Here is a 25,230-nt window from a genome sequence, read left to right as displayed (position 1 = left end):
TTTTAAAGGTCAAATTTAATACCCAGATTGAAACGACGTACAGTAGGATAAGCACCTTGCGAAGCCAATCCCGTACCTGCAAAGTTCGATTCGCGGTCATCCGGCATACGCGACCATACCCAAAGGTTGTTTCCGTTCAGGAATATTTTAAATCTGTTCAATCCAATTTTCTTTACCCAAGGTTGTGTAAAAGTGTAAGCCACTTCAGCATTCTTCAGACGAATAAACGAACCGTCGTAATGGAAGCGAGTACCTTCATAATAACTCGGAGTAGAATTGATACGAGGCATGGGAGCATCTGCATCAAAACGATCTTTCGACCAGAATACTCCTTCGTCGAATACAGTATTCACGTTATTGTGCAAGGAAGTAAAACCCACATAACGGTTGACGTTGGTCACTCCATAGAACTGTACAAAGCAGCTGAATCCCTTGTAATCGAATCCGATAGTAGCGTTGTACGTATTTTCGGGAGTACCCGTATAGCCGTAAGGAGCGCTGTCGTTGGCATCTATCACGCCATCACCATTATAGTCCATAGTGATATACTGTCCGGGCAATTTCTGATCGTTCATCGTATTGTGTGTAGGCATGGCGAATACTTCGTCCCACGTGTTGGCAAATCCTGCCGTAAGATGAGCGTGGTCTTGTCCGATGGCAAATCCTTCCGACTTCTGGTATGCGGGACGCAACACAGGGTCATCGTATTTGAGAATCTTGTTTTCAGCATGAGTCATATTGAAGTTACCCCACAGACGAAGACCGTTGTTCAATGTTTTATTTACACGAAGTTCCAATTCGTATCCTTTCGTACGCACGCGTCCTAAGTTGGCAGCCGGGGCGGAAATTCCTAAATAACCGGGAGTGGCACGTTTGTCGCCGGCTACAAGAATGTCCGAACGCTTGTCATAGAAAAATTCCAAACTACCGGCAAGCAAACCATCGAAGAAAGCGTAATCAACACCGATATTCTGCTTCAAAGCTGTTTCCCAATGTACATCGGGATTACCTACCGTAGCTTCCTTGTACCAAGTGTAAGGAGACTCGGTTCGATTGTTCAAACCGTGGAAAGACTTACCTCCGTAAGCCCACTGTGTAGCATATAGAAAACGAATACCAAGATTATCGTCACCTACCTCACCGATAGAATAACGTACTTTCAACATATCTACCCACTTACGGAGAGGCTTGAAGAATCTTTCTTCGCTTATCATCCAGCCCAACGCACCTGAGTTAAACAACTCGAAACGATAGTCGGGACTAAACTTCTCGGAACCGTTGTATGCACCGTTGTATTCCAAGAAATAACGGTTGCCATAACTATAAGTGGCGCGGAACGCCCAGTCTTCACGATAGTGAGGGAATTCGCTACCAGTGCTTCGTTCGGTACGGTTGAACACTCCCATGGCGCTGACATCGTGGTCACCGAACTTGCCGCTCCATGACAATTGTCCTTGATAAAAAAGATTGCGTTGAGTAGACCAGTCCCGCACAGCACCACCTGCTGTAGACCACAAGATACCTTCCTGAAAATCGAGTCCGGTTTTAGAGTCGGTTTGCGCGTTGCTATAATGCACCTCGCCTGTTTCCGGATCTATCCATTTGGTCTGCGTCCCGTGATTCAAGTCATTGACACCACGACCGGCTTCCACAAACACGTTGTCCCACGAAATCATGGCACTTGCACGTAATCCTTTTACGAGGAAACTCAAATCCTGTTCCAATACAAAGTCAGTATTGACGCGGGTAGTAGTAAGCATTTCATAGCCTGCATTGGCGAGATTCAACACAGAGTTCGGCGCACCTTGCGAATTGGGCTTGTAGTATCCCCACGTACCGTCGGAATAACGGGGCAAGAAAGCGTCTGACGGAGAACTGTAGGCAGCCTGCCACAACTGCGAGGCACCAAATGAATCGTCGGCAACTCCCCACGGTGATTTCTTCACACCGTAAGAACCGAAAATATTGGCTTTCAATACGGTAGTTTTGGTAATCTTGAAGTCCAAATTACTACGTGCATTAATACGGTTGAATCCGTAACCTGCCTGATAACCACGGTTATTGTCCCATTCGCGGAACAAGTCACCTTCATGCAGAAAGTCTACCGCAGCGAAATATTTGACGTGGCGTGTACCACCCGACAGGTTGATGCTCGGATTGTATGACATGGCATAATCTTTGAAAAGCTCTTTCTGCCAGTCAACGTTCGGATAACGTTCGGCCTCTTCCAAATTAGCAGGATGGCGATATTTGTCAATCGTCTCCATCGGCAATATTTTATTCCAAGAAGCAGGATTCAAGCCTAACTCATATTCGGCAGCCTGATTACGCACATACAACGCATCCGCCGACTCCATTCTTCCCGGCAGAGCAGAAACCACTTTAGCCGTCATGTTCATACTTACGTCAATCTTGGCCCGACCTTCGTTACCGCGCTTAGTGGTTACAAGAATGACACCATTGGCACCCTTCACACCATAAACAGCAGTTGCCGACGCATCCTTCAATACAGATATAGACTGTACAGAACTCATGTCCACACTGCTCATCGGACGTTCGATACCGTCCACAAGGATAAGCGGTTCGCTATTATTCCACGAGCTAACGCTACGAATTACAATTTTCGGGTCTTCGTCACCCGGCATACCAGTAGAGGCAGAAGTCACCACACCCGGCAAATTACCCGTCAATGCCGCACCCACATTCGACACACCACCTGCACGCTGTAATGTCTCACCAGTGGTTTGTGCAATAGCACCTACCACTGACGCTTTCTTCTGTTGTCCGTAACCTACAACTACTACTTCTTCCAGTTGTTTGGTATCATCTTCCAACGTCACTTTTATCAAACCTTTGGAAGCCACTTTTACTTCCTGTGGTTTCATTCCTACATACGAAACAATAAGGATAGACTTCTCACTGGGCACAGTCAATACAAAATTGCCATCTATATCTGAGATCGTACCTACTGAATTATTACCTTTTAAAGTTACCGAGGCTCCAATGATTGTCTCACCATTACTGTCAAGAACCGTTCCCCTCACCGTTATCCCTTTCTGTGCTGATGCTGTTACAAAACTAAACAACATAAGGAGAAACAGGTAAGGAATTTTTTGAATTTTCTTCGTTACATTTTTCATTACCATTAGTTTAAGATGTTAATTAACTACATTGTTTTCTAATCATCATTCTTTTTTTAATTGCATTAGCTATCATTATAAATACCACCCATAGTTGCTAGTATTAGATTTATATAAAAAAAATAATTATTTGCAAGTAGCGTATAATCCAATTGTAGTACCGGTAAATCCACCAGCCGTTGTAGTAGAGAGATAACTGGGATCTACATCTTTACAAAGCAGTTTCCAGCTTTTTTCACCATCAATAGAATAATAGAAATCGTAACCAATTCCTTGAGATACTAATTTCAAATATACCTCATTTGTATCTGCGTCTATTTCATCTGAAGCCAATGTCTGTTCCTTTTCACCGATTTGTTTCAGAGAAATATTTTTATTCTCACCCACTTTATTCAAGCAGAAGAAATATTGATGCGCCTCATCTTTAAACAATAACATTCCGGCTGTTTCCTTATCGTTAGAAGGATTGAACAACATACGGGTAGCACATTCAAATTTATGATGTTGTAACCGACGACAGACAAATGCCGGAGTTTTCTTTTCCGTAGCGCTAATATCTGCACACTTCAAGGTCAGGTATCCGGGCGTTTCCGTCAATGAATATAAATCGGAAGCAGAAGCTCTTAAAGTCATCCATGGCATATCAAGTACAGGAGAATCAAAGTTCGCTATTAACTCGAAATTACCATAAGTAACTGTCGTATCGCGTTTCGCACCTTCACGTTTTACAATCATAGGTACTAAATCATCTCCTTGTGTCATGTACGGGAATCCGTCTTCACTCCATTTCACCGGCATCATAAATGTTTCACGTCCCAAATTCTCAAACTGATTATTAATAGGGCGACAAGCCAGAAAAACAGCCCACCAATCTCCCTCTTTTGTTTGAATCAAGTCTGCATGACCAGCACAGGTTACCGAATTAGGACGGTCAGAATTCAAATGTCTTTGCGTCAGAATCGGATTGTTTTTCCATGGAAGAAATTTACCCATCGGAGAATCACCACGGAAAATCACTTCCGAATGCCAGTTACCCGTTCCACCTTCGGCGGACATCAAGAAATACTTTCCATTTATTTTATATAAATGAGGACCTTCTATCCAAATTGGTTTGTCTGCCGGTTGAGCTCCTTTGTTTACAAGAATCTTACGAGGACCGATCGTCTTATCTGTTTTCACATCAAACTCTTGTATGCGTATAGTACGGTGGCCGCTATATTCAGGTTTATTATCCGGAGCCTCATCATTATTAACAATATATGCCTTACCATCTTCATCAAAAAAGAAAGAAGGATCAATACCTCCGACCTCCGGCAACATGACGGGTTCCGACCATTCACCAAACGGGTCTTGCGTCTTAACAAAGAAATTTCCGGCTCCGACATTGGTTGTTACCATATTTCCTTTATAAGAAAAATAATCAAAGAGAGCCACAGATTTTCCAATAGCCGGTAATTGTTGTTCTTTCTTTGAGTTACATGACATCATTGTTATCCCCAACATAAATATGGAGAGCCGGACGATTGACATTAATTGTATTACCTGTGTATTCTTCATAATACCTCTTATTTTCTTTATAATCAAATATGAATTACTGATCTTTTTCTGCAAAGATATGCCAGCTTATAAAACTACAAACATAATTATGTTACGGGCTTCTTTTCCTAAATAACATCTTCATTTTCAATGTTACATCTATCTTTCCCCTTGTAGCATACCCAAATAATTACACTGATTATAAGCACATTACAATCTCATTTTTTTGAATAAAAGCTATTCAAATTCCCAATAATCCAGATTGAAAAGTTTGTTTCCTTTCTCTCCTTTAAAGCAGAAATAAAGATCATGTACACCCTTTGCATTCTTTATCCGGCATGACATCTGTTTATATATATCCAGTCCTCCTGTTGGTGATATACTGACACAGCCTATTACCGGACCTTCCGTGCTGTCCAGACGAATTTCTATCATTCCGCCTTTTTCAACACAAGCTGCGCTTACACTGAATTTCTTTGCTCCCTTCTTGCCAAAGTCGACACCACGCACACACAGATATTCATTATCATCAATATCGGTTATATACAAACCACCATTCTTATGATTTTCAGCTTTCAGACCATATCCCCAAGCCATCGTTTCGGCTTCCACTCTACGGTAAGGATTAAAGTTTTCAATCTGTTCCAGTTTCGTCTCCTGCCAATAAGGAACTTCCTTAATGGTTCCATCCGGATTATAATGCATTTTTGCAACAGATACCGAACGACGTTCTTTATGGTCGAAAGTCTCCAGATGAAGCAAATCATAATTTAGGCCGAACACATAAGAACTGCCTTTATAATCAATAATTCCGGGATGATTTCCTCTGGTTCTTTCCGTTGGACGCATAATATATCCTTTTGTACTCCATGGTCCGGTAGCTTTGTCGCTCATAGCATAGCCAATCCCTTCCGGACAACAAGTAGAAGCAAAAGCCATATAATAATGACCGTTACGTTTATATACCCACGGACCTTCCTGATAATGTTCCGGTTTATCAGCCAATTTGGCTATTTCCCCCGAATATGAAATCATATCTTCATTCAGTTTCACATAATAAACATTCGGATTGCCCCAATACATATACGCTTGTCCGTCATCATCAATAAATACGGTAGGGTCAATATCATCCCAATGCTCTTTTTGCCAAACTAATGGTTTATTCAAAGGGTCTTTAAAAGGACCGTAAGGAGAGTCGGATACCAATACGCCAATACCATTACCGTGAATCGGGCAATACATGTAAAACTTGCCATTACGTTCGATGACCTGTTCTGCCCAGGCACCATTATCACGTTTCACCCAATCAAAACTCTTCAGAGAAGCGACCGCTCCGTGATCGGTCCAATTCACCATATCAGTGGAGGTATAAAGCAACCAGTCCAACATTTTGAATCCTTCGGCATCATCCTCATCATGGGTTGTATAAAGGAAAACGGTATCGTTATATACCATCGGAGCCGGATCGGCAGTATATTTTGTTTGTATAATAGGATTTTGTGCAGTTCCTGAAGTAGCGGCAGTGATTGCCAACAAAAACGACACGCCTAAAAATTTAAAGTTTCTCATATTCTTTTATTTAAAATGGTTATTTGGTTATTAATACTCCACCATTGCAAGGAATAGCCAATTGTAATTCTTGTTTCTTCCCTATTTCTATTTGTTTCACACCACCCTGCAATGCCTTATCATCACTAAATAGTCTCACCTTTTCTCCATTGGAGAACATCGGCAAATTAACTTTAAGTTTCAGTGTTTCCTTCTGCGCATTTACTCCGGCAATATACCATTTGTCACCATGACGACGGGCAAGAATAACGTATTTACCAGGATAACCGTCAATGAAACGTACTTCGTCCCAAGTCGTTGGAACCTCTTTCATAAAATCAATTGCCCACGACGGAGCATCGGTCAGGTTATTCGGTGCCAAAGCGAAATGCTGTACCGGACTCTGAAATAGCACCGCCGTAGCCAGTGCGTAGACATCTGATGTCACCCGCCGGCTTCCCCGTGGAGCATTATCCGCATTATAATATTTGTTCAATGCACTACCTCCAAAATCCATGCTACCCACAGTATTACGAATAAACGGGTGCAAGGTAGCATTAAAGGCCTCATTATCACAACTGCCTTGAGAGAAATGAAGATTTTCACTAGCCAATACAGCCTCACTCGATGCGAAGTTAGGATACATACGTTCCCAGCCACGAGGCAAAGTACATCCATGGAAAATAACTAAAAGACCGTACTCGTTTGCATCCGACAAGATATCCTCATACAACTGCATAGTCATTTGCTTGTCACCTCCGAAAAAGTCAACTTTTATTCCACGAATACCAATGCTTTGCATCCATTTCATCTCCTTACGTCTGGCTATCGCATTATCCATTATACCTCTCGGAGTTTGCGGAGCATCATTCCAATACCCATTCGAATTATACCACAAATAAAGAGCTACCCCTTTGTCCTTCCCATATTTAGCCAATTCTTCAATTTTATCACGTCCTATTTGTTTATCCCACAGGGCATCCACCAACACAGATTGATACCCCATTGCTGCCGAAAAATCAATATACCGGAGTTGCTCTTTATAATTAGTACTTCCATCCATACCGATAATCCAGCTCCATGAACCCCGTCCATACGTATACTCTCCTTTTGCCGGATAAAGCGGTTTTACAACATCAAAAGGAACCGTTGTCTCCACTATTGGAGCCAAAGTCTTGCCCACAGTAATAGTACGCCAAGGCGTCTCGCCCGGTAATGCTATCCCTGGAGAAACCGTACCATTCCCATTTGCTTCACCTTCTTGCGGAAATCCAATGGTATACACCCCTTCTTTGTGTCCCAACAGACGGCTCGCACAATATCCACCATTTACTCCCGTTTCGGAAACAAGCACCCAACCGTTATCTCCATTACGGAACAGACAGGGAAATGTGTATCCTTCTCCCCAGCCATTTTTGCCTGCGACATCATCTGTCGTATAAGACGTCTCATAACTTGGAGAAGTACGGGCAAATCCCCCCATCGGTTTACTTTGCGGACAAAGAAAAGTGGTGGTTCCGTCAGGAAACGCAAATCCTGTGACTTCTTGCTTAACCACGCAACTTAGTGTCTCACCTTGCGGATACATCTTATATTTAAAAGCAACATCGTTATTACTTATGCGGAATATAACATCATAAATTGTTTTCCCTTGTTGTGTAAACGAAAATACAGCTTCATTGGCCACATAACGAACCTTGCTCTTTTTAATAGAAGCCAACTCGTATGTTTCATCTATTTTATTGGTTGAAACATTCTTTTCCAGCGACATCCCCGATGAAAAATCTCCTATATTTGCAATCATCCCCAATGGAGATGGCTTCAAAAAGAGAACATTGTCATAACTAACAGAATAAGAAGGTCTTCCATCCATATCTGAGACTGTTACTACCAGCTTTCCATCAGGACTTGTTATCTGTTTATTTTCTGCACTTGCAACGCTACTACCCAATAGCATAGCCATTACTATAAAAAACTTCATCATATTTCTACTTTTCAGATTCTTTTCTACTGACATAATCACACATTCTATTTACAATCAAAACTTTACAGAAACTGCCTTCCCATTATAATCGACGCTTTTTTGAGTTCCATCCTGAAGGGTTACAGTAAACTTACGGTTCTTCAACATTCCCTCATACGCACCTTTTCTTGCCCCTATCGTCAATTTACGAGATGCATTATTCCAAGAGATTGGAATTTCCGTATATGCTCCTTTTTCGTAATTATAATTATCAAATTCATCTTCATATAAAATGAAGTATCCATTCGCACCCGCATACACCTTCAATTCAAGATGATCCCACGGTTTTTCAGTGGCATACTGAACTTGTGGACCGACAGGAATGATACTACCCGCTTTTACATACAATGGAATAACATCCAGTGTAGTCTCTTTGGTAATTTCCTTTCCGCCTTCATGTTTCTCGTTTGTCCAGAAGTCATACCATAGCGTTCCTGCCGGTAAGTATATGTTAGTAGATTTCGTTTCCATGAAATCCACAGCAACATCAGTTTTTGTTTTTTTCGCTCCATCTCTGTTCCATCCTTCTTCTTCGGAGACTTTTACCACAGCTTCCGGTGTATATTGTGCATGAGTAATCGGAGCCACAAGGATCGATTTTCCAAACATATATTCGTCATTGATATCCCACACCTTTCTGTCATCTACAAAATCCATCATCAAAGCGCGCATAAAACTCGATTGACGATTGCTTACCTCCCAAGAAGTAGAATAAATATAAGGCAACAGAGAGTAACGTAAACCTATCATCTTCTCGATAGCATCATATACAGGCTCGCCTTTCTTTCCGAACTTATAGATTTCCCTATAAACATCCGTCCCGTGCGAACGCATCATCGGATTGAACGTTCCAAACTGCAACCAACGCACATAAAGCTCCTGATACAATGGATTTTTTGAAGCACTATCATCATTCCAGCTTTTATTATAATGTCCTGCAAAAAAGCCACCAATATCACTATTCCAGTGAGGCATACCACACAAAGAAAAGTTTAATCCGGCAGGAATCTGATTTCTAAAACTCTCCCATGTGGAAGCGACATCACCACTCCATACATTTGCACCATAACGTTGCTGCCCCAAGAATCCGGAACGGGTTAAAATAAACACGCGTTTGTCCGAAGTCACTGCACGCTGATGGTCGTAAACCCCTCCGACAGTCATCAACGGATAAGCATTGCGCACCTTACGGAACGAACCCAGATAGGTTTTGGTATCCATATCCTCCGGCTTCCAGTCCAAATGGTCGGGTTCGGTAGAGTCCATCCACCAGGCATCCATTCCCAACTTGAAAATTCCATCATTCAGATATTTCCAATAAATATCACGCGCTTCGGGATTGTAAGCATCATACACTCTTACACCGGAAGGATATTCCATATTGGGGGGCCATGACTCCAATCCCGATTGCGGCCAGGTAGTGAAGTTAAACAACATCCCTTTTTTGTCCAATTCTCTATAAGGTTTAGTCATCGGTCCGAATGACGACCAGATAGATATAGCCATGTGTGCGTTCATCGCATGGACATCCTCAATCATCTTTTGAGGATTATTGAAAGTCGGATTCTGAAAATCCATCGCATTCCACAAATAGTTATGCCCCCAATATTGCCAATCCTGAATAATGCCATCCAAAGGAATACCCAATTCACGATATTTACGAACAACGTCTACCACTTCCTCCTGACTCTTATATCTTTCCTTACTTTGCCAGTAACCATAAGTCCATAAAGGAAACATCGGCGCTTGCCCGGTCAGGTTGCGTACCTGTGCTATAACACCGTCGGCATTTTTCCCATACATGAAGTAATAATCCACACAGTCACCTACTTCAGAACGGAAAGATGTTTCAACTTCGTTATCCGTAAAAAGAGTCGGCGAATAGTTATCCCAAAACACACCATATCCTTTGGTGGACTGGAAGAAAGGTGACACATCTTCAACGTTACCCTGTAGCAGATTTTTAGTCATGTTCCGCTGAATCATCTTTCCATTTTGCAATTGTCCCAAACCATAAATGGCTTCTTCCTTATCTAATATAAAAGGTTGATAAACCTGATAAGTTTTTGTCCCGGCATCATCGAAATCGATAAACTGCATACCGGATTTCTCTGCCAATAATACTTTGCCATCCTTTGAGAAATAAGAAACAATTCCCGTCCCGGTGTCCACACTGACACTTAGTTCACTGGTATTCAATACAATCTTATTATCTTTTATATCAGCTTTGAAACTTACCTTTTCAGGTTTTGCAATTACAGAAAGACTCTCTTTTTCATAGGCAACACCTTCCGGAGACTTTATTATCCTCGCCACAGCAGGCGCAAAAAATTGTACTTCTATATCCACTGCATTCACTGTGGTCTTGATACCCGACGATGTTTTCTGATAATTTTGTGCGAATAAAACATTTGTACTGAAGCATAAACATATACCCCAAAATAGATGATGTATTTTCATAATTATAGAATAATAAGGTTTCTAATTAATTACCAACAGATGTTGCATACAGTCCAATCATTGCTCCTGTAAAGCCACCAGCCTCATTAGTAGAAAGAATATCGCCGGAAACGGTTCCTCCTAAATTCATAAATACCTTTCCATCAATCGAATAATTAAAACGATAATCATCTCCATTGGCTGTTACTTGCAGTGTCACAGGTTTCTCTGTTTCTATTTTCATCTCACCCAGGACACTCGCTTGTCCTTTTTCGGTTCTTTGCAGCATCAGGTAATAGTCTTTTCCCTTTTTAGTGATACCGAAAACATAGTGATATCTTTCATTCTGATAACATGTTATACCGGCAAAATCTTTCTCATTTTTCGGTTTGTACTCCATGGTTGCTGCCGCTGTAAATTGATTATGCTGCTGACGGTAGAACAAGGTAGAAGTAGGTTTCACTTCATTGATATTTGAGGTAAAAGGGACGATCCGCAATCCTTTATCGGTCATATCAACGAATTCTTCACGAGGACCTCTAAGACCAATCCATCTAAAGTCTAATGTCTTATCGGAGAAATCATCCTTAAAGACAAAGTTGCCACTAGGCAAATAACCGTTTTTTCCTGTTTGGTTCTCTACTCCCGAAGGCATCTTCAATGTAGGTTTCATAGGGATAAGCCCATTCTCGAAAACGGGAAATGTTCCGCTCCAGTCCACCGGAAGAATAAAAGTTTCGCGTCCGGTATTCACTCTGTTCTTCTCATTGGGGCGTATTCCTAAAAATACACCATAATATTTTCCGTCGGGTCCCTCCACTAAGTCTGCATGACCAGCCCAGTCTACTTTATTCGCCCGATTTGCAGGAAAATAACGTTGAGTCAAAATAGGATTATTATTTGCCGGAAGATAAGGTCCTTTCGGATGATCACTTACAAAAATGACTTCGCTATGCCAGCCTCCGGTTCCTCCTTCCGCACACATTAAGTAATAACGTCCATCTTTCTTATAGATATGAGGAGCTTCAATCCATATCGGCTTTTCTTCTATATTGACGCCACCGTTTACTATGATCCGGTCCGTTCCCGGAACCACTTTATCATTTTCCACATCATAATCCCATATTTTTATGACACGGTGTCCCGAGTAACGCTCGTTTGCTTTAGCAGGAGCATCATTATGTACCACGTATGCCTTGCCATTATCATCAAAGAAAAGAGAAGGATCAATGCCTTCAAATTGAAGTTTGATCGGATCACTCCAGCCATTCTCCGGATTCTTTGTCTTTACCACCATATTTCCAAAGCCGCCGGAAAATTGAGTGGTTATCATATAAAACGTATCATTATTGGGATTATATCTTATAGCAGGAGCATATACACCAGCACTAATACCACAATCTTCAACCTTTAATTGTGACGTTCTGTCCAGCACATGACCGATTTGCTTCCAGTTGACCAGATCATTAGAATGGAAAATAGGCACCCCGGGAAACATAGCAAAAGATGAGCACACTAAATAATAATCATTACCTTTCCGCGTTATACTCGGATCGGGATAGCAACCCTGCAAAATAGGATTATAGAACTCACCCGGCTTTAAAGGATTGTTTTGATAAATAGCATCCTCCCCCTGATAAATAAATTGCGTAAAGACAGGAGCATTTTTTGTTATTTTACCCTTGCCACTCACCTCCATATTAAAAAACAACATAATAAATACGACAAGCCCCACGGATTGCCAGCTCGACAAAATCAATTTTAATGTTCTCATATTATCACTTTTTATTTTCTATAATTTCCTGTTCCATAGTAGTGTTTGCAAATGTATCGATTCGGTTTTATCATATATGTACAATCATGATACAGGCATCTATATACAGGTTACATTTATCACAGACATGTAACATGATTCTTTTCTGATGTAACAAAAAGCCCAAAAACAGAAAAATGGTAAGATAAATAACTACATTACCTATTATTTCAGCACTTTTATCTTCCATCATATAAAATGCTGAATATCAATAATTAGCAAATATTCATTTTCCTTTAAAAGAAAGCCCCCATTGGTTTAAAAGAAACGGGGGCTTGGTTTAAAAGAAACGACCCGTTCCTTTTAAAGGAACAAGGTCGTTCTTTCTTTATTCATTCAATAAATAAATCCGGATTGTCTATCTGTAAAAATAAACAAAATTCCAAAGCGGTATTACTGTACGTTCATTACAATCGTTTTCAACTTATTTCTATCAGAAGTTCCTCCATACAGTAATTCATAAGTACCTTCCAACGGACACATCGTATTCGACTCTACATCAAACCATTCAAAGTTCTCACCGGTAAGAGGAATAGCTACTGATTCAGTTTTCCCTGCCGGAATATGAACGCGTTTGAAAGCACGCAAGGTATAACGGGGACCTTCCTTATCACCCGGACGTCTCAAATAAACCTGAACCACCTCTTCTCCATCACGTTGCCCGACATTACTTACCGGAATAGTCAATACTACATTTTCACCTTTGGCGATTGTATTCTTGCTCAATTTAGCTTCTCCATAAGTAAAGTCAGTATAACTCAACCCATGACCGAATGGGAAAAGTGGTTGCTGTTGCATATATCGATAGGTACGCCCCTTCATGGAATAGTCTTCAAAGTCCGGCAATTGATTCACATCCTTATAGAAAGTGACCGGCAGGCGTCCACCGGGATTATACTCTCCCCAAAGAGCATCAACGATAGCTGTACCACCCGCCTGTCCCGGATACCATGCCTGCAGAATCGCTTCACAAGTAGTCGTTTCGGGCACTAATCCGATAGCTGAACCGGAATAATTGATAAAGACAACCTTTTTACCAGCCTTCTTCAAAGCTTTCAACAAATCACGTTGAACGTCCGGAAGTTCAATATCCGTACGGTCACCACCCTTAAATCCGGGAACTTCTACCGGCATTTCCTCACCTTCCAGACTTGGAGAAATTCCACCTGCAAAAAGAATCACATCAGCATCCATTACTTTCTTCACTGCGAGGTTCAAGTCAATCCCTACCTCTTTGCCCAAATCAAAATCAAGTGTAGCCCTTTCATTCCGTTGTTTGAATAAAATCTCGATATGATACTCTTTTCCAGCTTTCGCCTGTAACGTATAGAGGTTCGTCGGATTCTTAACATATATTTTCCGAGCCACTTGCTCACTATCTATAATAAGAGTCACTTCACCATCCAGTTGGAAACGGAAAGCAACATCACCCGACTGCGAAGGACGAAAGACAGATTCATAACGAGCCGAGAAATCTGTTATCTCCACCCCAGGAGCAAAGGTAGTAGCCCCTGTCGTTGCAAAATGGAACGGAGTTGAAATCTGATCGGTGGCAACGACCTCCCCTTCACGATTACGATTATTCCAGTATTCTGCCAAGAAACCGGGTTTACCATTTATGCTACATTCATCAAACAGGCTTTGGAGTGTCTTTCCGTCCACACGGTCACAACCCGGTTCGTATATGATTTGTCCTTCCGGTAGTTTGGCACGGACAGCTTCCAATAAGGTAACCGTATGTGCCGGAATACCGTTATAATTTCCCCACTGCATCACGGAGTCATTGGCATTAGGTCCCATAACAGCTACTTTCAGATGGGTATTCAGAGGCAAGATGTTGTTTTTATTCTGCAAGAGCACCAATGATTCACGGGCCATACGCAAAGCCAATGCCTGATGTTCCTTACTATTCAAGACAGAGGTTGGAATTTCCGACCAAGCCGATTGTTCGTCCATTTCTCCCAGTTCAAAACGTGCCGTCAACAAACGTTTCAATGAAATATCTATTTCTTTTTCGTCAATCAAACCGGCTTTTACAGCATCCGCCAGTGAAGCATATTCACTTCCACATTCAAGGTCTGTACCTGCCCGCACGGCACCAGCCGAGGCGTGTTCCTTATCCGGGTGAGTCTCATGCGTTCCCGGTCTATAGAAATCGGAAATCGCTCCACAGTCAGAGACTACAATGCCTTTGTATCCCCATTCATCCCGCAATATTTGCATCAACAGGCGATTACTGCCACAACAAGGCTCTCCCTCAAAACGATTATAGGCACACATCACTTCCTTTACATGCGCTTTCTGTACCAAATCTTTAAAAGCAGGCAGATAGGTTTCCCATAAATCCCGGGGATCTATATTCTCCGCATCAAAACTATGCCGGTTCCACTCCGGTCCTGAATGAACGGCAAAGTGCTTGGCACATGCGTGCAGCTTATCATACCTGGCATCTTCCGGTCCTTGCAAACCACGGACTACAGCCATTCCCATTTGTCCTGTCAGATAAGGGTCTTCACCATAAGTTTCCTGACCGCGTCCCCAACGAGGGTCACGGAATATATTGACATTCGGTGTCCAGAATGTTAATCCCTGATAGCGTTTCAGCACGCCGCTTTCACCGAAAATACGCGATTTTACGCGAGCCTCATCGGAAGTGGCATTGAACACTTCATATAATAATGAATCATTAAAAGAAGCTCCCATACCGATAGACTGGGGAAAAACAGTAGCCAATCCGGCACGTCCCACACCGTGCAACGCCTCATTCCACCACTCATATTCTTTAATTCCCAGTCGAGGGATAGCAGGTGACGCATTTTGCATTAATGATACTTTTTCTTCCAAAGTCAACCGGGGCAACAAATCCTCCGCCCGTTGTTCCGCCGTTAAAGAAGTGTCCTGGTAAGGCAGCAATTGCTTACATGCCGAAAACGATAACACCAAACAAACACCCATAATCGGTATCCAACCTCTTTTCATAATATTATACTTATTAGTTATGATTAATTTGGAAACAAAAATAGCCTATTTTCTAATAAAACAATGTTTCATTGGTTACAAATACATATTTGTTTGTTACATTGACGCATCACAGAACGAATAATCAAAGGAGTCCACATCTACATAACCGCCCACGGAACGTGTAGCATAGTTAAATATAGCAAACTTACTGCCCATGAACATACGGGTGTAGTCAAATTTCATCTTAATAGGCAGACCGACAGGTATCCATGCTTTCCCATCAAGACTATAAGAAAAACGAGCCTCATCCCGTCCATTGGTAAAGTCACCTTCCACACGCAAGTAGACAAGCTCTTTGTTAAGAGGTATACGGGCTTGTTCGGTCATATCCACACGGCTAATGGCACGCTTCGTTTTCTCAAATACACTTTTCTGTTCACTCATCACAAGAGACAGTTTATTTCCGTTCTTTTCAATCGTAAGCACACCGCTGTCACCATTAAAAGCCGATAATCCTGCACGGTCACCATCTTTCATCCCCCCCAGAGAGAGACTGACAGTGCCCATGCATTTCGGTCCTACCATACGTTGGGTCAACGTATTGGGAGCAACAAACAGGTTATCTACCACACGGGAGGTTTTCAAACGCAGAAATCCGGGACGGTCGGTAAGACTCCATGCCTGATCGACGGGGTTATGATTCCACTGCCAATAGAGGGAAAGCCCGGAAGCGGAAAAATCATCCGAACCGCAGATACCATCCATTGACATATACGATAAAGTGGTATCATTCGGAATGTGCCCATCCTTGTCTCCCAGCATAGGCCAACCATCTTCCGTCCATGTACAAGGCATAAGACACGGTACACGCCCTACGCCACCGCGATCCTGAAAAATCAGCCCGTACCATTCACCGTTTTTCCCGTCTACGATACATCCTTGACCAACACCGCCATGCCCGTCAAACTCCGTTTCAAGAATGACACGCTTTTCGTAAGGTCCGGTAATCTTATCGGCACGATAGCATACTTCACGACGCAGACGGCCGGGAATACTCCAATCCATAGAAATCATCAGCAAGTAATATTTCCCATTATACTTGATGACGGAACTACCTTCCAACAGACCTTGTTCGTCAGCATCCCGTTCAAATATTTGCTGATTGATGCCACCGGGAAGTACATCGGTCAAATCGGGTTTCAACTCCGTAAGCTGTCCTGTACTGTGAAAGAGATACACCCGCCCGTCATCATCAAACAGAAGCGAACCGTCATGGAAATGCGGGGGGCGCGAAAGAAGTTTCCAGGGACCGGCCGGATCTGCCGCAGTATAGACAAACCCGCGTCCGGGCGCGCCATTGGCTGTAAACCATACATAGAATTTTCCGTCATGATAGCGGATAGATGATGCCCATTGTCCTTGCCCGTAAGCAGTGCCTTCGAGCAGATCATAACGAGGACCATCGTCAATGCGGGGAAATACGTAGCTGATAGTTTCCCAATGTTTCATGTCCGGCGAACGCATGATAGGTGCTCCCGGCATCAGGTGCATAGTAGTGGAAACCATGTAAAAGTAATCACCTGCACGACATACCGACATATCAGGCACGTCAGCATAAAGAATAGGATTACGGTATTGTGCTCCGGCTGATAGCGGGAAGAACAATGTAAAAAGAGTACACAGCAGAATAGTGTTGATTTTTGTTTTCAGCATAATCATCGTTTTTTTATTAACTGGCTACATTATCTATTATTTGAAAGCTAATTATTTAAAATGTTCCTTGTTATCTTCCACATCACAAAAATAGAAAATGCAAACAGATATATTGTCCAAAGTATGCTACATGATTTCTTTGTGATGCTACATATCGAATGAAGAATGTTACATCTATATTTACTCATGTTACATCACCCTATCTCCCAAAGAAAGGAGACTGTATTCAGCCTCCTCTCACTTATTACATACCCGGAACAACGAGTATCAACAACTATTCTTATTACAAGAACTTATCAGAACTCAACCAAGATACGGAACACCTTTCCCGGATTAGCAGTCCATTCCTGCATAGCTTCCAAAGCTCCTTCCGGTTTTGCTATCCTCGAAATCAGTTCTTCCACCGGACAGTTGCCTTCTTTCATATAATTAATAACCGCACGGAAATCTGCCGGCAACGCATTTCTGGAACCACGGATATCCAGTTCTTTCTGAACGAAATATTTCGTTTGGAAAGCTACTTCGCTTTTGGCATAACCGATGCAAACCACACGTCCTGTAAAACCGACTTCATCCACCGCCATCACATAAGTGACCGGACTGCCGACAGCTTCAATCACCACATCGGCACCGAAGCCCTCCGTTACCTGTTGCATCCGTTCGTGTACATTTTCTGTCTTGGAGTTAATCACATAAGAAGCACCTACCCTTTTCGCCAGTTCCAGTTTCTCGTCATCCAGATCGACAGCAATGACCGTTGCCCCTCTCAAAGCAGCACGTACAATGGCACCGATACCAATCATACCGCAGCCAATAACCATCACATATTCATTATCGATCACCTGCGCACGAGATACCGCATGGAATCCGACACTCATCGGCTCAATCAACGCACAATCGCGAGGAGAGATATTGCCTGCCGGAATAATCTTTGTCCAAGGCAATACGGCATATTCGCACATCACTCCATTGCGCTGTACCCCTAACGTTTCATTATGCTCACAGGCATTGACACGACCATTACGACAAGAAGCACATTTACCACAATTGGTGTATGGATTCAATGTCACGTTCATCCCTTTTTCGAAGCCAGCCGGAACATTCGGACCAACCTCCTCAATCACCGCTCCTACCTCATGTCCCGGGATTACCGGTAACTTCACCATTGGATTACGCCCCAAAAAGGTATTCAGATCAGAGCCACAGAAACCAACATACTTGATTCTTACTAATACTTCACCGACACCAACGGTCGGTTTTTCCAGTTCAACCACCTTCATTTCGGAGGGATTGACAATTTGAACTGCTTTCATTGGATATGTTTGATAAATAAATTTATTAATCGATTACTTTATAACCTTTCCAGCCGTAATATGCACAGAAGACAAAGCAAATCATCGGTACACAATAGGCCATATAATAGATATGCTCATTGGCATGCATGAAATAAGCCGTCAACTGTGGCAGGCAGGCAGGCATTGCCGACAATAGCCATTACCAGAAATGCCGAACCGCTCTTTGTCTGACTCCCCAGTCCTTTTAGCGCCAATGAAAACTGCGTGGGATACATTATAGACATAAAGAAAGAGATAGCCAACATTGCGTATAACCCGATCATACCTCCCCATATCATCACTGCCCCGCACAAAAGAATATTCATCAAGGCGTAAACCAGTAACATATCCTGTGGACGGAATTTCACCATCAATCCGGTACCGATCCAACGCCCCAAAAGAAATGCAAGCATATACAATCCGAAGAAGGTAGTCGCTGTATCTTCCGGCAATCCGGCATAAGTGCAACAGTAAACCAGGAACAGACTGTTTATCGCCGTCTGTCCGCCGTTATAGAAGAATTGCGCAATCACTCCCCACCGCAAATGTGAGTGCTTCAATACACCGAAGTCTATCAGTTTTTCTTTCTGGCTACCCTCTTTCGTTTTACCCGAAGAAGTCGTTTTATCGGAAGAAGCCGTTTCTCCTTCGTCCCCAATCTTCGGCAATTTTGAAAAGACGAAGACGACAGCTATGGCAATCAACAATATAGCCAATATCAGATAAGGGAGTTTCATGGCATCCGTTTCCAATTGGATATAGGCCTGCCAGCCTCCCGGATAATCTACAGGAAGGGTCTCTCGCGTGTAATGAGTTCCGCTAAGGATGAGCTTACTCAAAAACATGGCAGCGATAAAAGCTCCGAGTCCATTGAAAGACTGCGCCAGATTCAATCGGCGGGGAGCTGTTTCGGGAGCTCCTAAAACCGTCACATACGGATTGGCAGCCGTCTCCAGAAAGCACATTCCCGTAGCGATAATAAAGAAGATACAGAGGTAAGCCCAATATTCTTTTAAAATGGCGGCAGGAAAGAAAAGCAGGCCTCCGATTGCTGCTAATACCAGTCCGAAAATAATTCCCGCCTTATAGCTGTAACGTTTCATAAACATCGCTATGGGGATGGGGAAAATAAAATAAGCCAACCAGTAGGCAGTCTCGGTAAAGGAGGCTTCAAAGGTATTCAGTTCACATGTCTTCATCAATTGCCGGATCATCGTGGGAAGCAGATTGCTGCTTATTGCCCACAGAAAGAAAAGGCAGAAAACCAACGCTAAAGGTATTGTATATGTATTCTTTTTCATGGTATAAATCTAGTTTTACGATAAGGATGTTTTCTCCATCATTCGGACATGTTCTTGATGTAAGGAAGTACGGGGAGATCCGTGAATCCATAGAAGTTCCGGGCATTTTCTCCCAAAAAGAGTCTTTTATCCTCTTCCGTCAGCTCGGAAGACTTCACTATAAAATCGTATGACATCTTATAGGTGATCGCAGTAATGGTGCGCGGATAGTCCGATCCCCACATCAGTTTCTCCATGCCAACTAAATCCGCCGCTTCCCGAATGGCTTTCACTGCTCCTTTGAAAGGATAAAATTCATCATTGAAAAGCCAGGTGATTCCGCCGGATTCAATCATCACATTGGGATGACGTGCCAGGCGGATTTGTTCTTTCCAGTCCGGACGTGTCACCATTCCGAAGTGTCCGACAGCTATTTTTAGGCGGGGACATTCCTGAATAATCTCTTCCATTTCGGGAACCTGTGTTGCTCCGTCAGCCAAGTCGATGGAGAGCATGACATTCCGTTCTTCCATAGAATGAAACATCTGCATCATTTCCTCATTATTCAGCATTACCCGTCCCTCTTTTAACAACAAGCGTTGGGCAGGTATTTTTATAGCCTTAAAACCTTTGGCTATAAGCTCTTTCGCCTGCTCCAAAAATCCAGGTTTGCGAAACTCACACATTCCGCAAACAAAGAAACGGTTGGGATAATGGGAAACGACTTCCGACAAATAATCATTCTGAATACCGTCAATAAACTCTTGGGTAATGACAGCCGCAGCCACTTGCGCATAGTCCATATTCGAAAGAAAAACTTCCGCGCTATTCACTCCGTCTATCATAAAGGGCGGAACCATTTGCCGGATTTCTCCCATAAATTCCGAACGGCCATTTTCCAAAGTCCGGATAGGCAATCCGTCCACAACAGTATCCTGTCGTAACCACAGATGGGCGTGCGCATCAATAATTGTATAGTCCATACGAATGACGCTGTTTTATGAGTTTGCCCAACTTACACGTTTCTGCTCTCCGATAATCTCCTGCACTTCCCGAACGAGTTCCCAGTCAATAGGTTCTTCGATGAAAGCGATGTTCTTTTTCACATTCTCCGGATTAGTTGTACTAAATAAAGTCGTTGCTATACGGGGATTGCTGACGGAGAACTGCATAGCCAGTTTCTCAATCGGATAATTCTTAGCTTTGCAATGTTCCATTGCTTTACGGCAAGCCTCTACCAAGGGTTTGGGAGCCGGATGCCAAGCAGGCACGCCACGTTCACTCAACAGTCCCATTGAAAGCGGAGAAGCATTAATCACGCCGATTTCTTTGGATTCGAAGTAGTCCAGGAAGTCTGCTAATTTATCATCACACAGGCAATAATGGCAGAAGCTAAGCACAGATTCAATCGTACCGCTTGGTGAATGGTCAATTACCCATTTCAGGTTTTCGAGTTGCAAGTCGGTAATTCCAACGTGTCCTACCACTCCCTTTTCACGCAACTCAACCAAAGCAGGTAGAGTTTCATTAACTACCTGGTTCAAATCGGCAAACTCCACATCGTGTACATTTATCAGATCGATAAAATCTATATTCAGACGCTCCATGCTCTCATACACACTTTCTACCGCACGTTTTGCAGAGTAATCCCACAGATTTACTCCATCTTTTCCATAACGTCCCACTTTGGTAGAAAGGTAATAACGGTCGCGAGGAAGATCTTTAAGCGCCTTTCCTAAAACAGTTTCCGCTTTATAATGTCCGTAATAAGGAGACACATCGATAAAGTTCATTCCTGCCTCAACAGCGGTAAACACAGCTTGAATGCCTTCTTTTTCTTTCAAATCATGGAAAACTCCTCCTAAAGAAGAAGCTCCAAAACTAAGAGATGATACTTTCATCCCTGTCTTTCCGATTTCATGGTATTGCATACTTTTAGGTTTTAAATCATTTTGTATGCGACAAAAATAGGTCAGTAATAGTTTCAGTGCAGCAGAGAGCGGTCGAAAAACCAACGTAACGGTTTACGTAAAAAATATTGCTTCAGATGCTTTTATTTTCCGGGAATGTGCTTTCTTTGTAAAAAGAATCTAAGTTGCAGACTTTCAAATGGAAAACCGGAAACATACTTCACTCAAAGATCTCGCCCAAGCATTGGGGGTGTCGATTCCTACTGTATCCAGGGCACTAAAAGATAGTCCGGAAATCAGCCGTGAACTTTGCGCCAAAGCAAAGGCACTGGCTAAAGAGATGAACTACCGTCCCAATCCTTTTGCCATGAGCCTGCGGAAAAATGCGCCACGTATCATCGGAGTGATCGTTCCGGATATTGTCACTCATTTCTTTGCATCAATTCTGAATGGAATAGAGAATATGGCTATTGCCAACGGATATTTCGTGATTATCACGACCTCGCATGAGTCTTACGAGCACGAAAAAAGAAACATTGAGAATCTGGTCAATATGCGCGTGGAAGGCATCATCGCCTGTCTGTCTCAAGAAACAACCGATTTCTCCCACATCTCCGCCTTGAAAGACATTAATATGCCACTTATCCTGTTCGACCGTGTTTGCCTGACCGACCAATTTTCATCGGTGATAGCAGACGGGGCACAATCCGCACAGATGGCTACACAACATCTCCTGGATAATGGAAGCGAGCGGGTAGCTTTTATCGGAGGGGCCAATCATCTGGATATTGTAAAGAGAAGAAAGCACGGCTATCTGGAAGCGCTGCGCGAAAACCGTATTCCTATCGAAAAAGAACTGGTTGTTTGCCGAAAGATTGATTATGAAGAAGGTAAGATTGCAACAGAAACCTTGTTATCCCTACCACAACCTCCCGATGCCATTCTTGCGATGAATGATACGCTGGCTTTTGCTGCGATGGAAGTAATCAAAAGCCACGGACTTCGGATTCCGGAGGATGTTGCCATTATAGGATATACGGACGAGCAACACGCTAACTATGTAGAGCCCAAACTATCTGCCGTATCTCATCAGACTTATAAAATGGGGGAAACTGCTTGCCAACTACTTATCGATCAGATAAAAGGAGATAAGACAATCAAGCAGGTAACGATTCCGACACATTTGCAGATTAGGGAGAGTAGTATAAAATACGATAAGAAAAAATAAAAACAAGACACGATTTATACCTAAAAAGAAAAAGTTATTTGACGTTCTATAAACAATCAAACAACTTTTTCTTAAATAACAATATATTTTTTAATCTTTTGACGGCTCCGACTTCTTCTGAATACTATCTGCATCAAGCAGTTGAATATCAAAAATCAAAGCTGAATAACCAGGAATGAGAGTTGTATTACTATTTCCGGTACTGCCATAACAATATTTCCAAGGTATATATATCAACCAACGTTCACCAACTTTCATATGAGGTATTGCTTCTTTCCAGCCTTCTATTACCCTACCGGACAAATCGAATGACACTGGAGGGGTATCCGGTTGAGAGGCATTCGAATCTCCATCCACCGGATCAGCTCCCTCAAAACCATCGAAACGTTCACCCAATATATTCGTACCTTTATAGAAAGCCTTCACAACCGCTGTGGATGTCGGCTTCTCTCCGAGAACTTCCGTATGTACGCTATTCACAGTGATCGGAGTTTTCGTCTTATAATAAATATAATCATTGCCTTGTTCCACTTTAATCCGTAGTAACAGAGGGTCAGTTCCCGCTTCAAACACATTTGCCAAAGAATCAATAAATGATTCATTGCGTGAACGCCAATTATCATACTTGTCTACTGTTTCCGTTTCACTACAAGCAGTGAACGCCAAAGCCAGCAATACTAAGGAGAATAAATAGATCTTTTTACTCATTCGTTAAAGGTTTATTGTAAAGTTTTCAATAGAGAAGTGATGCTTACTCTGTCTGCAATAATGTTATTCAGTTCAGAGATAGCTACACGCTCTTGTTGCATGGTATCGCGATTACGCAATGTCACGCAGTTATCTTCTAATGTCTGATGATCGACTGTTACACAGTACGGAGTACCAATAGCATCCTGACGGCGATAACGCTTACCGATACTATCCTTTTCGTCATATTGGCAATGGAAGTGGAACTTCAGGCTGTCAATAACTTCACGGGCTTTTTCAGGCAGACCGTCTTTCTTCACCAACGGCATAACTGCCAGTTTCACCGGAGCCAAAGCAGCAGGCAATTTCAGAACCACACGGCTTTCACCATTCTCCAATTGCTCTTCGCAATAAGATGCGCTCATGATGCTAAGGAACATACGGTCAACACCGATAGAAGTTTCGATTACGTACGGAGTATAAGACTCGTTCAGTTCCGGATCGAAGTATTTGATGCTCTTGCCGGAGAACTTCTCATGTTGAGACAAGTCGAAGTTAGTACGAGAGTGAATACCTTCCACTTCTTTGAATCCGAACGGCATCAGGAATTCGATATCAGTAGCGGCATTTGCGTAGTGAGCCAGTTTATCGTGATCGTGATAACGATAGCTTGCATCGCCGAATCCAAGAGCTTTATGCCATTTCAGACGGATTTCTTTCCATTTCTTGAACCAGTCAAGTTCAGTTCCCGGTTTTACAAAGAACTGCATTTCCATCTGTTCGAACTCACGCATACGGAAGATGAACTGACGGGCAACGATCTCGTTACGGAAAGCCTTACCAATCTGTGCGATACCGAAAGGAACTTTCATACGACCCGTCTTCTGTACATTGAGGTAGTTTACAAAAATACCTTGTGCAGTTTCCGGACGAAGATAAATCTTCATTGCTCCTTCGGAAGTAGAACCCATTTCAGTAGAGAACATCAGATTAAACTGACGAACTTCTGTCCAGTTCTTTGTACCGGAGATCGGGCATACGATTTCTTCATCAATAATGATCTGACGCAATTCTTCCAGATTACCGTCGTTCAGAGCTTTAGCAAAGCGAGTGTGAAGTGCGTCGCGTTTTGCCTGATGCTCCAATACACGTCCGTTGGTAGAACGGAATTGAGCCTCATCAAAAGATTCGCCGAATCTCTTGGCAGCTTTCGCTACTTCTTTATTGATTTTATCGTCATACTTAGCCAGCTGATCTTCGATCAACACGTCAGCACGATAACGTTTCTTAGAGTCTTTATTGTCAATCAAAGGGTCATTGAATGCGTCTACGTGTCCGGAAGCCTTCCAGATAGTAGGATGCATAAAGATGGCAGAGTCGATACCGACAATGTTCTCGTGCAACAGCACCATGCTGTCCCACCAGTATTTCTTGATGTTATTTTTCAATTCAACGCCCATCTGACCGTAGTCATACACAGCGCCTAGTCCGTCGTAGATATCGCTCGAAGGGAATACGAAACCATACTCTTTGCAATGCGATACAAGCTTCTTAAAAACGTCTTCTTGTGCCATTTTCTTTTCTATATCTATTAATTTGAATTTGCTTTTTTCGTAAA

Annotated in this window: 14 protein-coding genes and 1 pseudogene; 1 reads left to right on the top strand and 14 read right to left on the bottom strand. The window is 42.6% G+C overall.

What is annotated here, in order from left to right; translation table 11 throughout:
• Positions 1-2: 2 nt before the first annotated feature.
• The 12 genes and pseudogenes from BXY_RS14020 to BXY_RS13965 all read right to left on the bottom strand — a co-directional run bounded on the left by BXY_RS14020 (position 3) and on the right by BXY_RS13965 (position 21,718).
• The gene (locus BXY_RS14020) at positions 3-3,146 is read right to left on the bottom strand and encodes a SusC/RagA family TonB-linked outer membrane protein (protein WP_015532247.1); all 3,144 of its coding nucleotides are present in this window, start codon (positions 3,144-3,146) and stop codon (positions 3-5) included.
• 120 nt (positions 3,147-3,266) lie between these two features.
• Complete coding sequence (locus BXY_RS14015) at positions 3,267-4,697, bottom strand: glycoside hydrolase family 43 protein (RefSeq protein WP_208946819.1); 1,431 nt, start codon at positions 4,695-4,697, stop codon at positions 3,267-3,269.
• Between the two features lie 216 nt (positions 4,698-4,913).
• Positions 4,914-6,245 (bottom strand): glycoside hydrolase family 43 protein, encoded by a 1,332-nt coding sequence (locus BXY_RS14010; RefSeq protein ID WP_015532245.1) that lies wholly within the window; start codon positions 6,243-6,245, stop codon positions 4,914-4,916.
• A 19-nt stretch (positions 6,246-6,264) separates the two neighbouring features.
• Positions 6,265-8,241: a glycoside hydrolase family 97 protein gene (locus BXY_RS14005; protein ID WP_015532244.1), complete on the bottom strand. Its 1,977-nt coding sequence runs from the start codon at positions 8,239-8,241 to the stop codon at positions 6,265-6,267.
• A 21-nt stretch (positions 8,242-8,262) separates the two neighbouring features.
• On the bottom strand, positions 8,263-10,707 hold the full coding sequence (locus BXY_RS14000; RefSeq protein ID WP_015532243.1) for a glycoside hydrolase family 31 protein: 2,445 nt from the start codon (positions 10,705-10,707) through the stop codon (positions 8,263-8,265).
• A 25-nt stretch (positions 10,708-10,732) separates the two neighbouring features.
• Positions 10,733-12,460: a glycoside hydrolase family 43 protein gene (locus BXY_RS13995; protein ID WP_149968520.1), complete on the bottom strand. Its 1,728-nt coding sequence runs from the start codon at positions 12,458-12,460 to the stop codon at positions 10,733-10,735.
• Between the two features lie 432 nt (positions 12,461-12,892).
• On the bottom strand, positions 12,893-15,478 hold the full coding sequence (xyl3A, locus tag BXY_RS13990; RefSeq protein WP_015532241.1) for a xylan 1,4-beta-xylosidase: 2,586 nt from the start codon (positions 15,476-15,478) through the stop codon (positions 12,893-12,895).
• Between the two features lie 96 nt (positions 15,479-15,574).
• Positions 15,575-17,173, bottom strand: a complete 1,599-nt coding sequence (locus BXY_RS13985) for a glycoside hydrolase family 43 protein (RefSeq protein WP_134993118.1) — start codon at positions 17,171-17,173, stop codon at positions 15,575-15,577.
• Between the two features lie 296 nt (positions 17,174-17,469).
• On the bottom strand, positions 17,470-18,486 hold the full coding sequence (locus BXY_RS13980) for a zinc-binding alcohol dehydrogenase family protein (protein ID WP_015532239.1): 1,017 nt from the start codon (positions 18,484-18,486) through the stop codon (positions 17,470-17,472).
• Between the two features lie 25 nt (positions 18,487-18,511).
• Positions 18,512-19,808, bottom strand: a pseudogene (gene fucP, locus BXY_RS13975) (L-fucose:H+ symporter permease).
• Between the two features lie 38 nt (positions 19,809-19,846).
• Positions 19,847-20,770, bottom strand: a complete 924-nt coding sequence (locus BXY_RS13970) for an amidohydrolase family protein (protein WP_015532236.1) — start codon at positions 20,768-20,770, stop codon at positions 19,847-19,849.
• 15 nt (positions 20,771-20,785) lie between these two features.
• Complete coding sequence (locus tag BXY_RS13965; protein ID WP_008642918.1) at positions 20,786-21,718, bottom strand: aldo/keto reductase; 933 nt, start codon at positions 21,716-21,718, stop codon at positions 20,786-20,788.
• Between the two features lie 178 nt (positions 21,719-21,896).
• On the opposite strand from BXY_RS13965, the gene BXY_RS13960 reads away from it, so the two are divergent.
• The gene (locus BXY_RS13960) at positions 21,897-22,925 is read left to right on the top strand and encodes a LacI family DNA-binding transcriptional regulator (protein ID WP_015532235.1); all 1,029 of its coding nucleotides are present in this window, start codon (positions 21,897-21,899) and stop codon (positions 22,923-22,925) included.
• 90 nt (positions 22,926-23,015) lie between these two features.
• Here BXY_RS13960 and BXY_RS13955 read toward each other — a convergent pair whose 3' ends face one another.
• Together BXY_RS13955 and BXY_RS13950 are read right to left on the bottom strand one after the other, a co-directional pair.
• The gene (locus BXY_RS13955) at positions 23,016-23,633 is read right to left on the bottom strand and encodes an FKBP-type peptidyl-prolyl cis-trans isomerase (RefSeq protein WP_015532234.1); all 618 of its coding nucleotides are present in this window, start codon (positions 23,631-23,633) and stop codon (positions 23,016-23,018) included.
• An 11-nt stretch (positions 23,634-23,644) separates the two neighbouring features.
• Complete coding sequence (locus BXY_RS13950; RefSeq protein ID WP_004299629.1) at positions 23,645-25,186, bottom strand: glycine--tRNA ligase; 1,542 nt, start codon at positions 25,184-25,186, stop codon at positions 23,645-23,647.
• Between the last annotated feature and the right edge of the window lie 44 nt (positions 25,187-25,230).

This window comes from Bacteroides xylanisolvens XB1A (assembly GCF_000210075.1).
Lineage (GTDB): Bacteria > Bacteroidota > Bacteroidia > Bacteroidales > Bacteroidaceae > Bacteroides > Bacteroides xylanisolvens.
Note: the sequence above shows the minus strand (reverse complement) of the source record. Positions and strands in the feature narration are given on the sequence as shown.

Coding starts and splice junctions, on each gene's coding strand:
- BXY_RS14020 (WP_015532247.1), bottom strand. CDS start 3,146: ATGGTAATGAAAAATGTAACGAAGAAAATTCAAAAAATTCCTTACCTG.
- BXY_RS14015 (WP_208946819.1), bottom strand. CDS start 4,697: ATGAAGAATACACAGGTAATACAATTAATGTCAATCGTCCGGCTCTCC.
- BXY_RS14010 (WP_015532245.1), bottom strand. CDS start 6,245: ATGAGAAACTTTAAATTTTTAGGCGTGTCGTTTTTGTTGGCAATCACT.
- BXY_RS14005 (WP_015532244.1), bottom strand. CDS start 8,241: ATGTCAGTAGAAAAGAATCTGAAAAGTAGAAATATGATGAAGTTTTTT.
- BXY_RS14000 (WP_015532243.1), bottom strand. CDS start 10,707: ATGAAAATACATCATCTATTTTGGGGTATATGTTTATGCTTCAGTACA.
- BXY_RS13995 (WP_149968520.1), bottom strand. CDS start 12,460: ATGAGAACATTAAAATTGATTTTGTCGAGCTGGCAATCCGTGGGGCTT.
- xyl3A (WP_015532241.1), bottom strand. CDS start 15,478: ATGAAAAGAGGTTGGATACCGATTATGGGTGTTTGTTTGGTGTTATCG.
- BXY_RS13985 (WP_134993118.1), bottom strand. CDS start 17,173: ATGCTGAAAACAAAAATCAACACTATTCTGCTGTGTACTCTTTTTACA.
- BXY_RS13980 (WP_015532239.1), bottom strand. CDS start 18,486: ATGAAAGCAGTTCAAATTGTCAATCCCTCCGAAATGAAGGTGGTTGAA.
- BXY_RS13970 (WP_015532236.1), bottom strand. CDS start 20,770: ATGGACTATACAATTATTGATGCGCACGCCCATCTGTGGTTACGACAG.
- BXY_RS13965 (WP_008642918.1), bottom strand. CDS start 21,718: ATGCAATACCATGAAATCGGAAAGACAGGGATGAAAGTATCATCTCTT.
- BXY_RS13960 (WP_015532235.1), top strand. CDS start 21,897: ATGGAAAACCGGAAACATACTTCACTCAAAGATCTCGCCCAAGCATTG.
- BXY_RS13955 (WP_015532234.1), bottom strand. CDS start 23,633: ATGAGTAAAAAGATCTATTTATTCTCCTTAGTATTGCTGGCTTTGGCG.
- BXY_RS13950 (WP_004299629.1), bottom strand. CDS start 25,186: ATGGCACAAGAAGACGTTTTTAAGAAGCTTGTATCGCATTGCAAAGAG.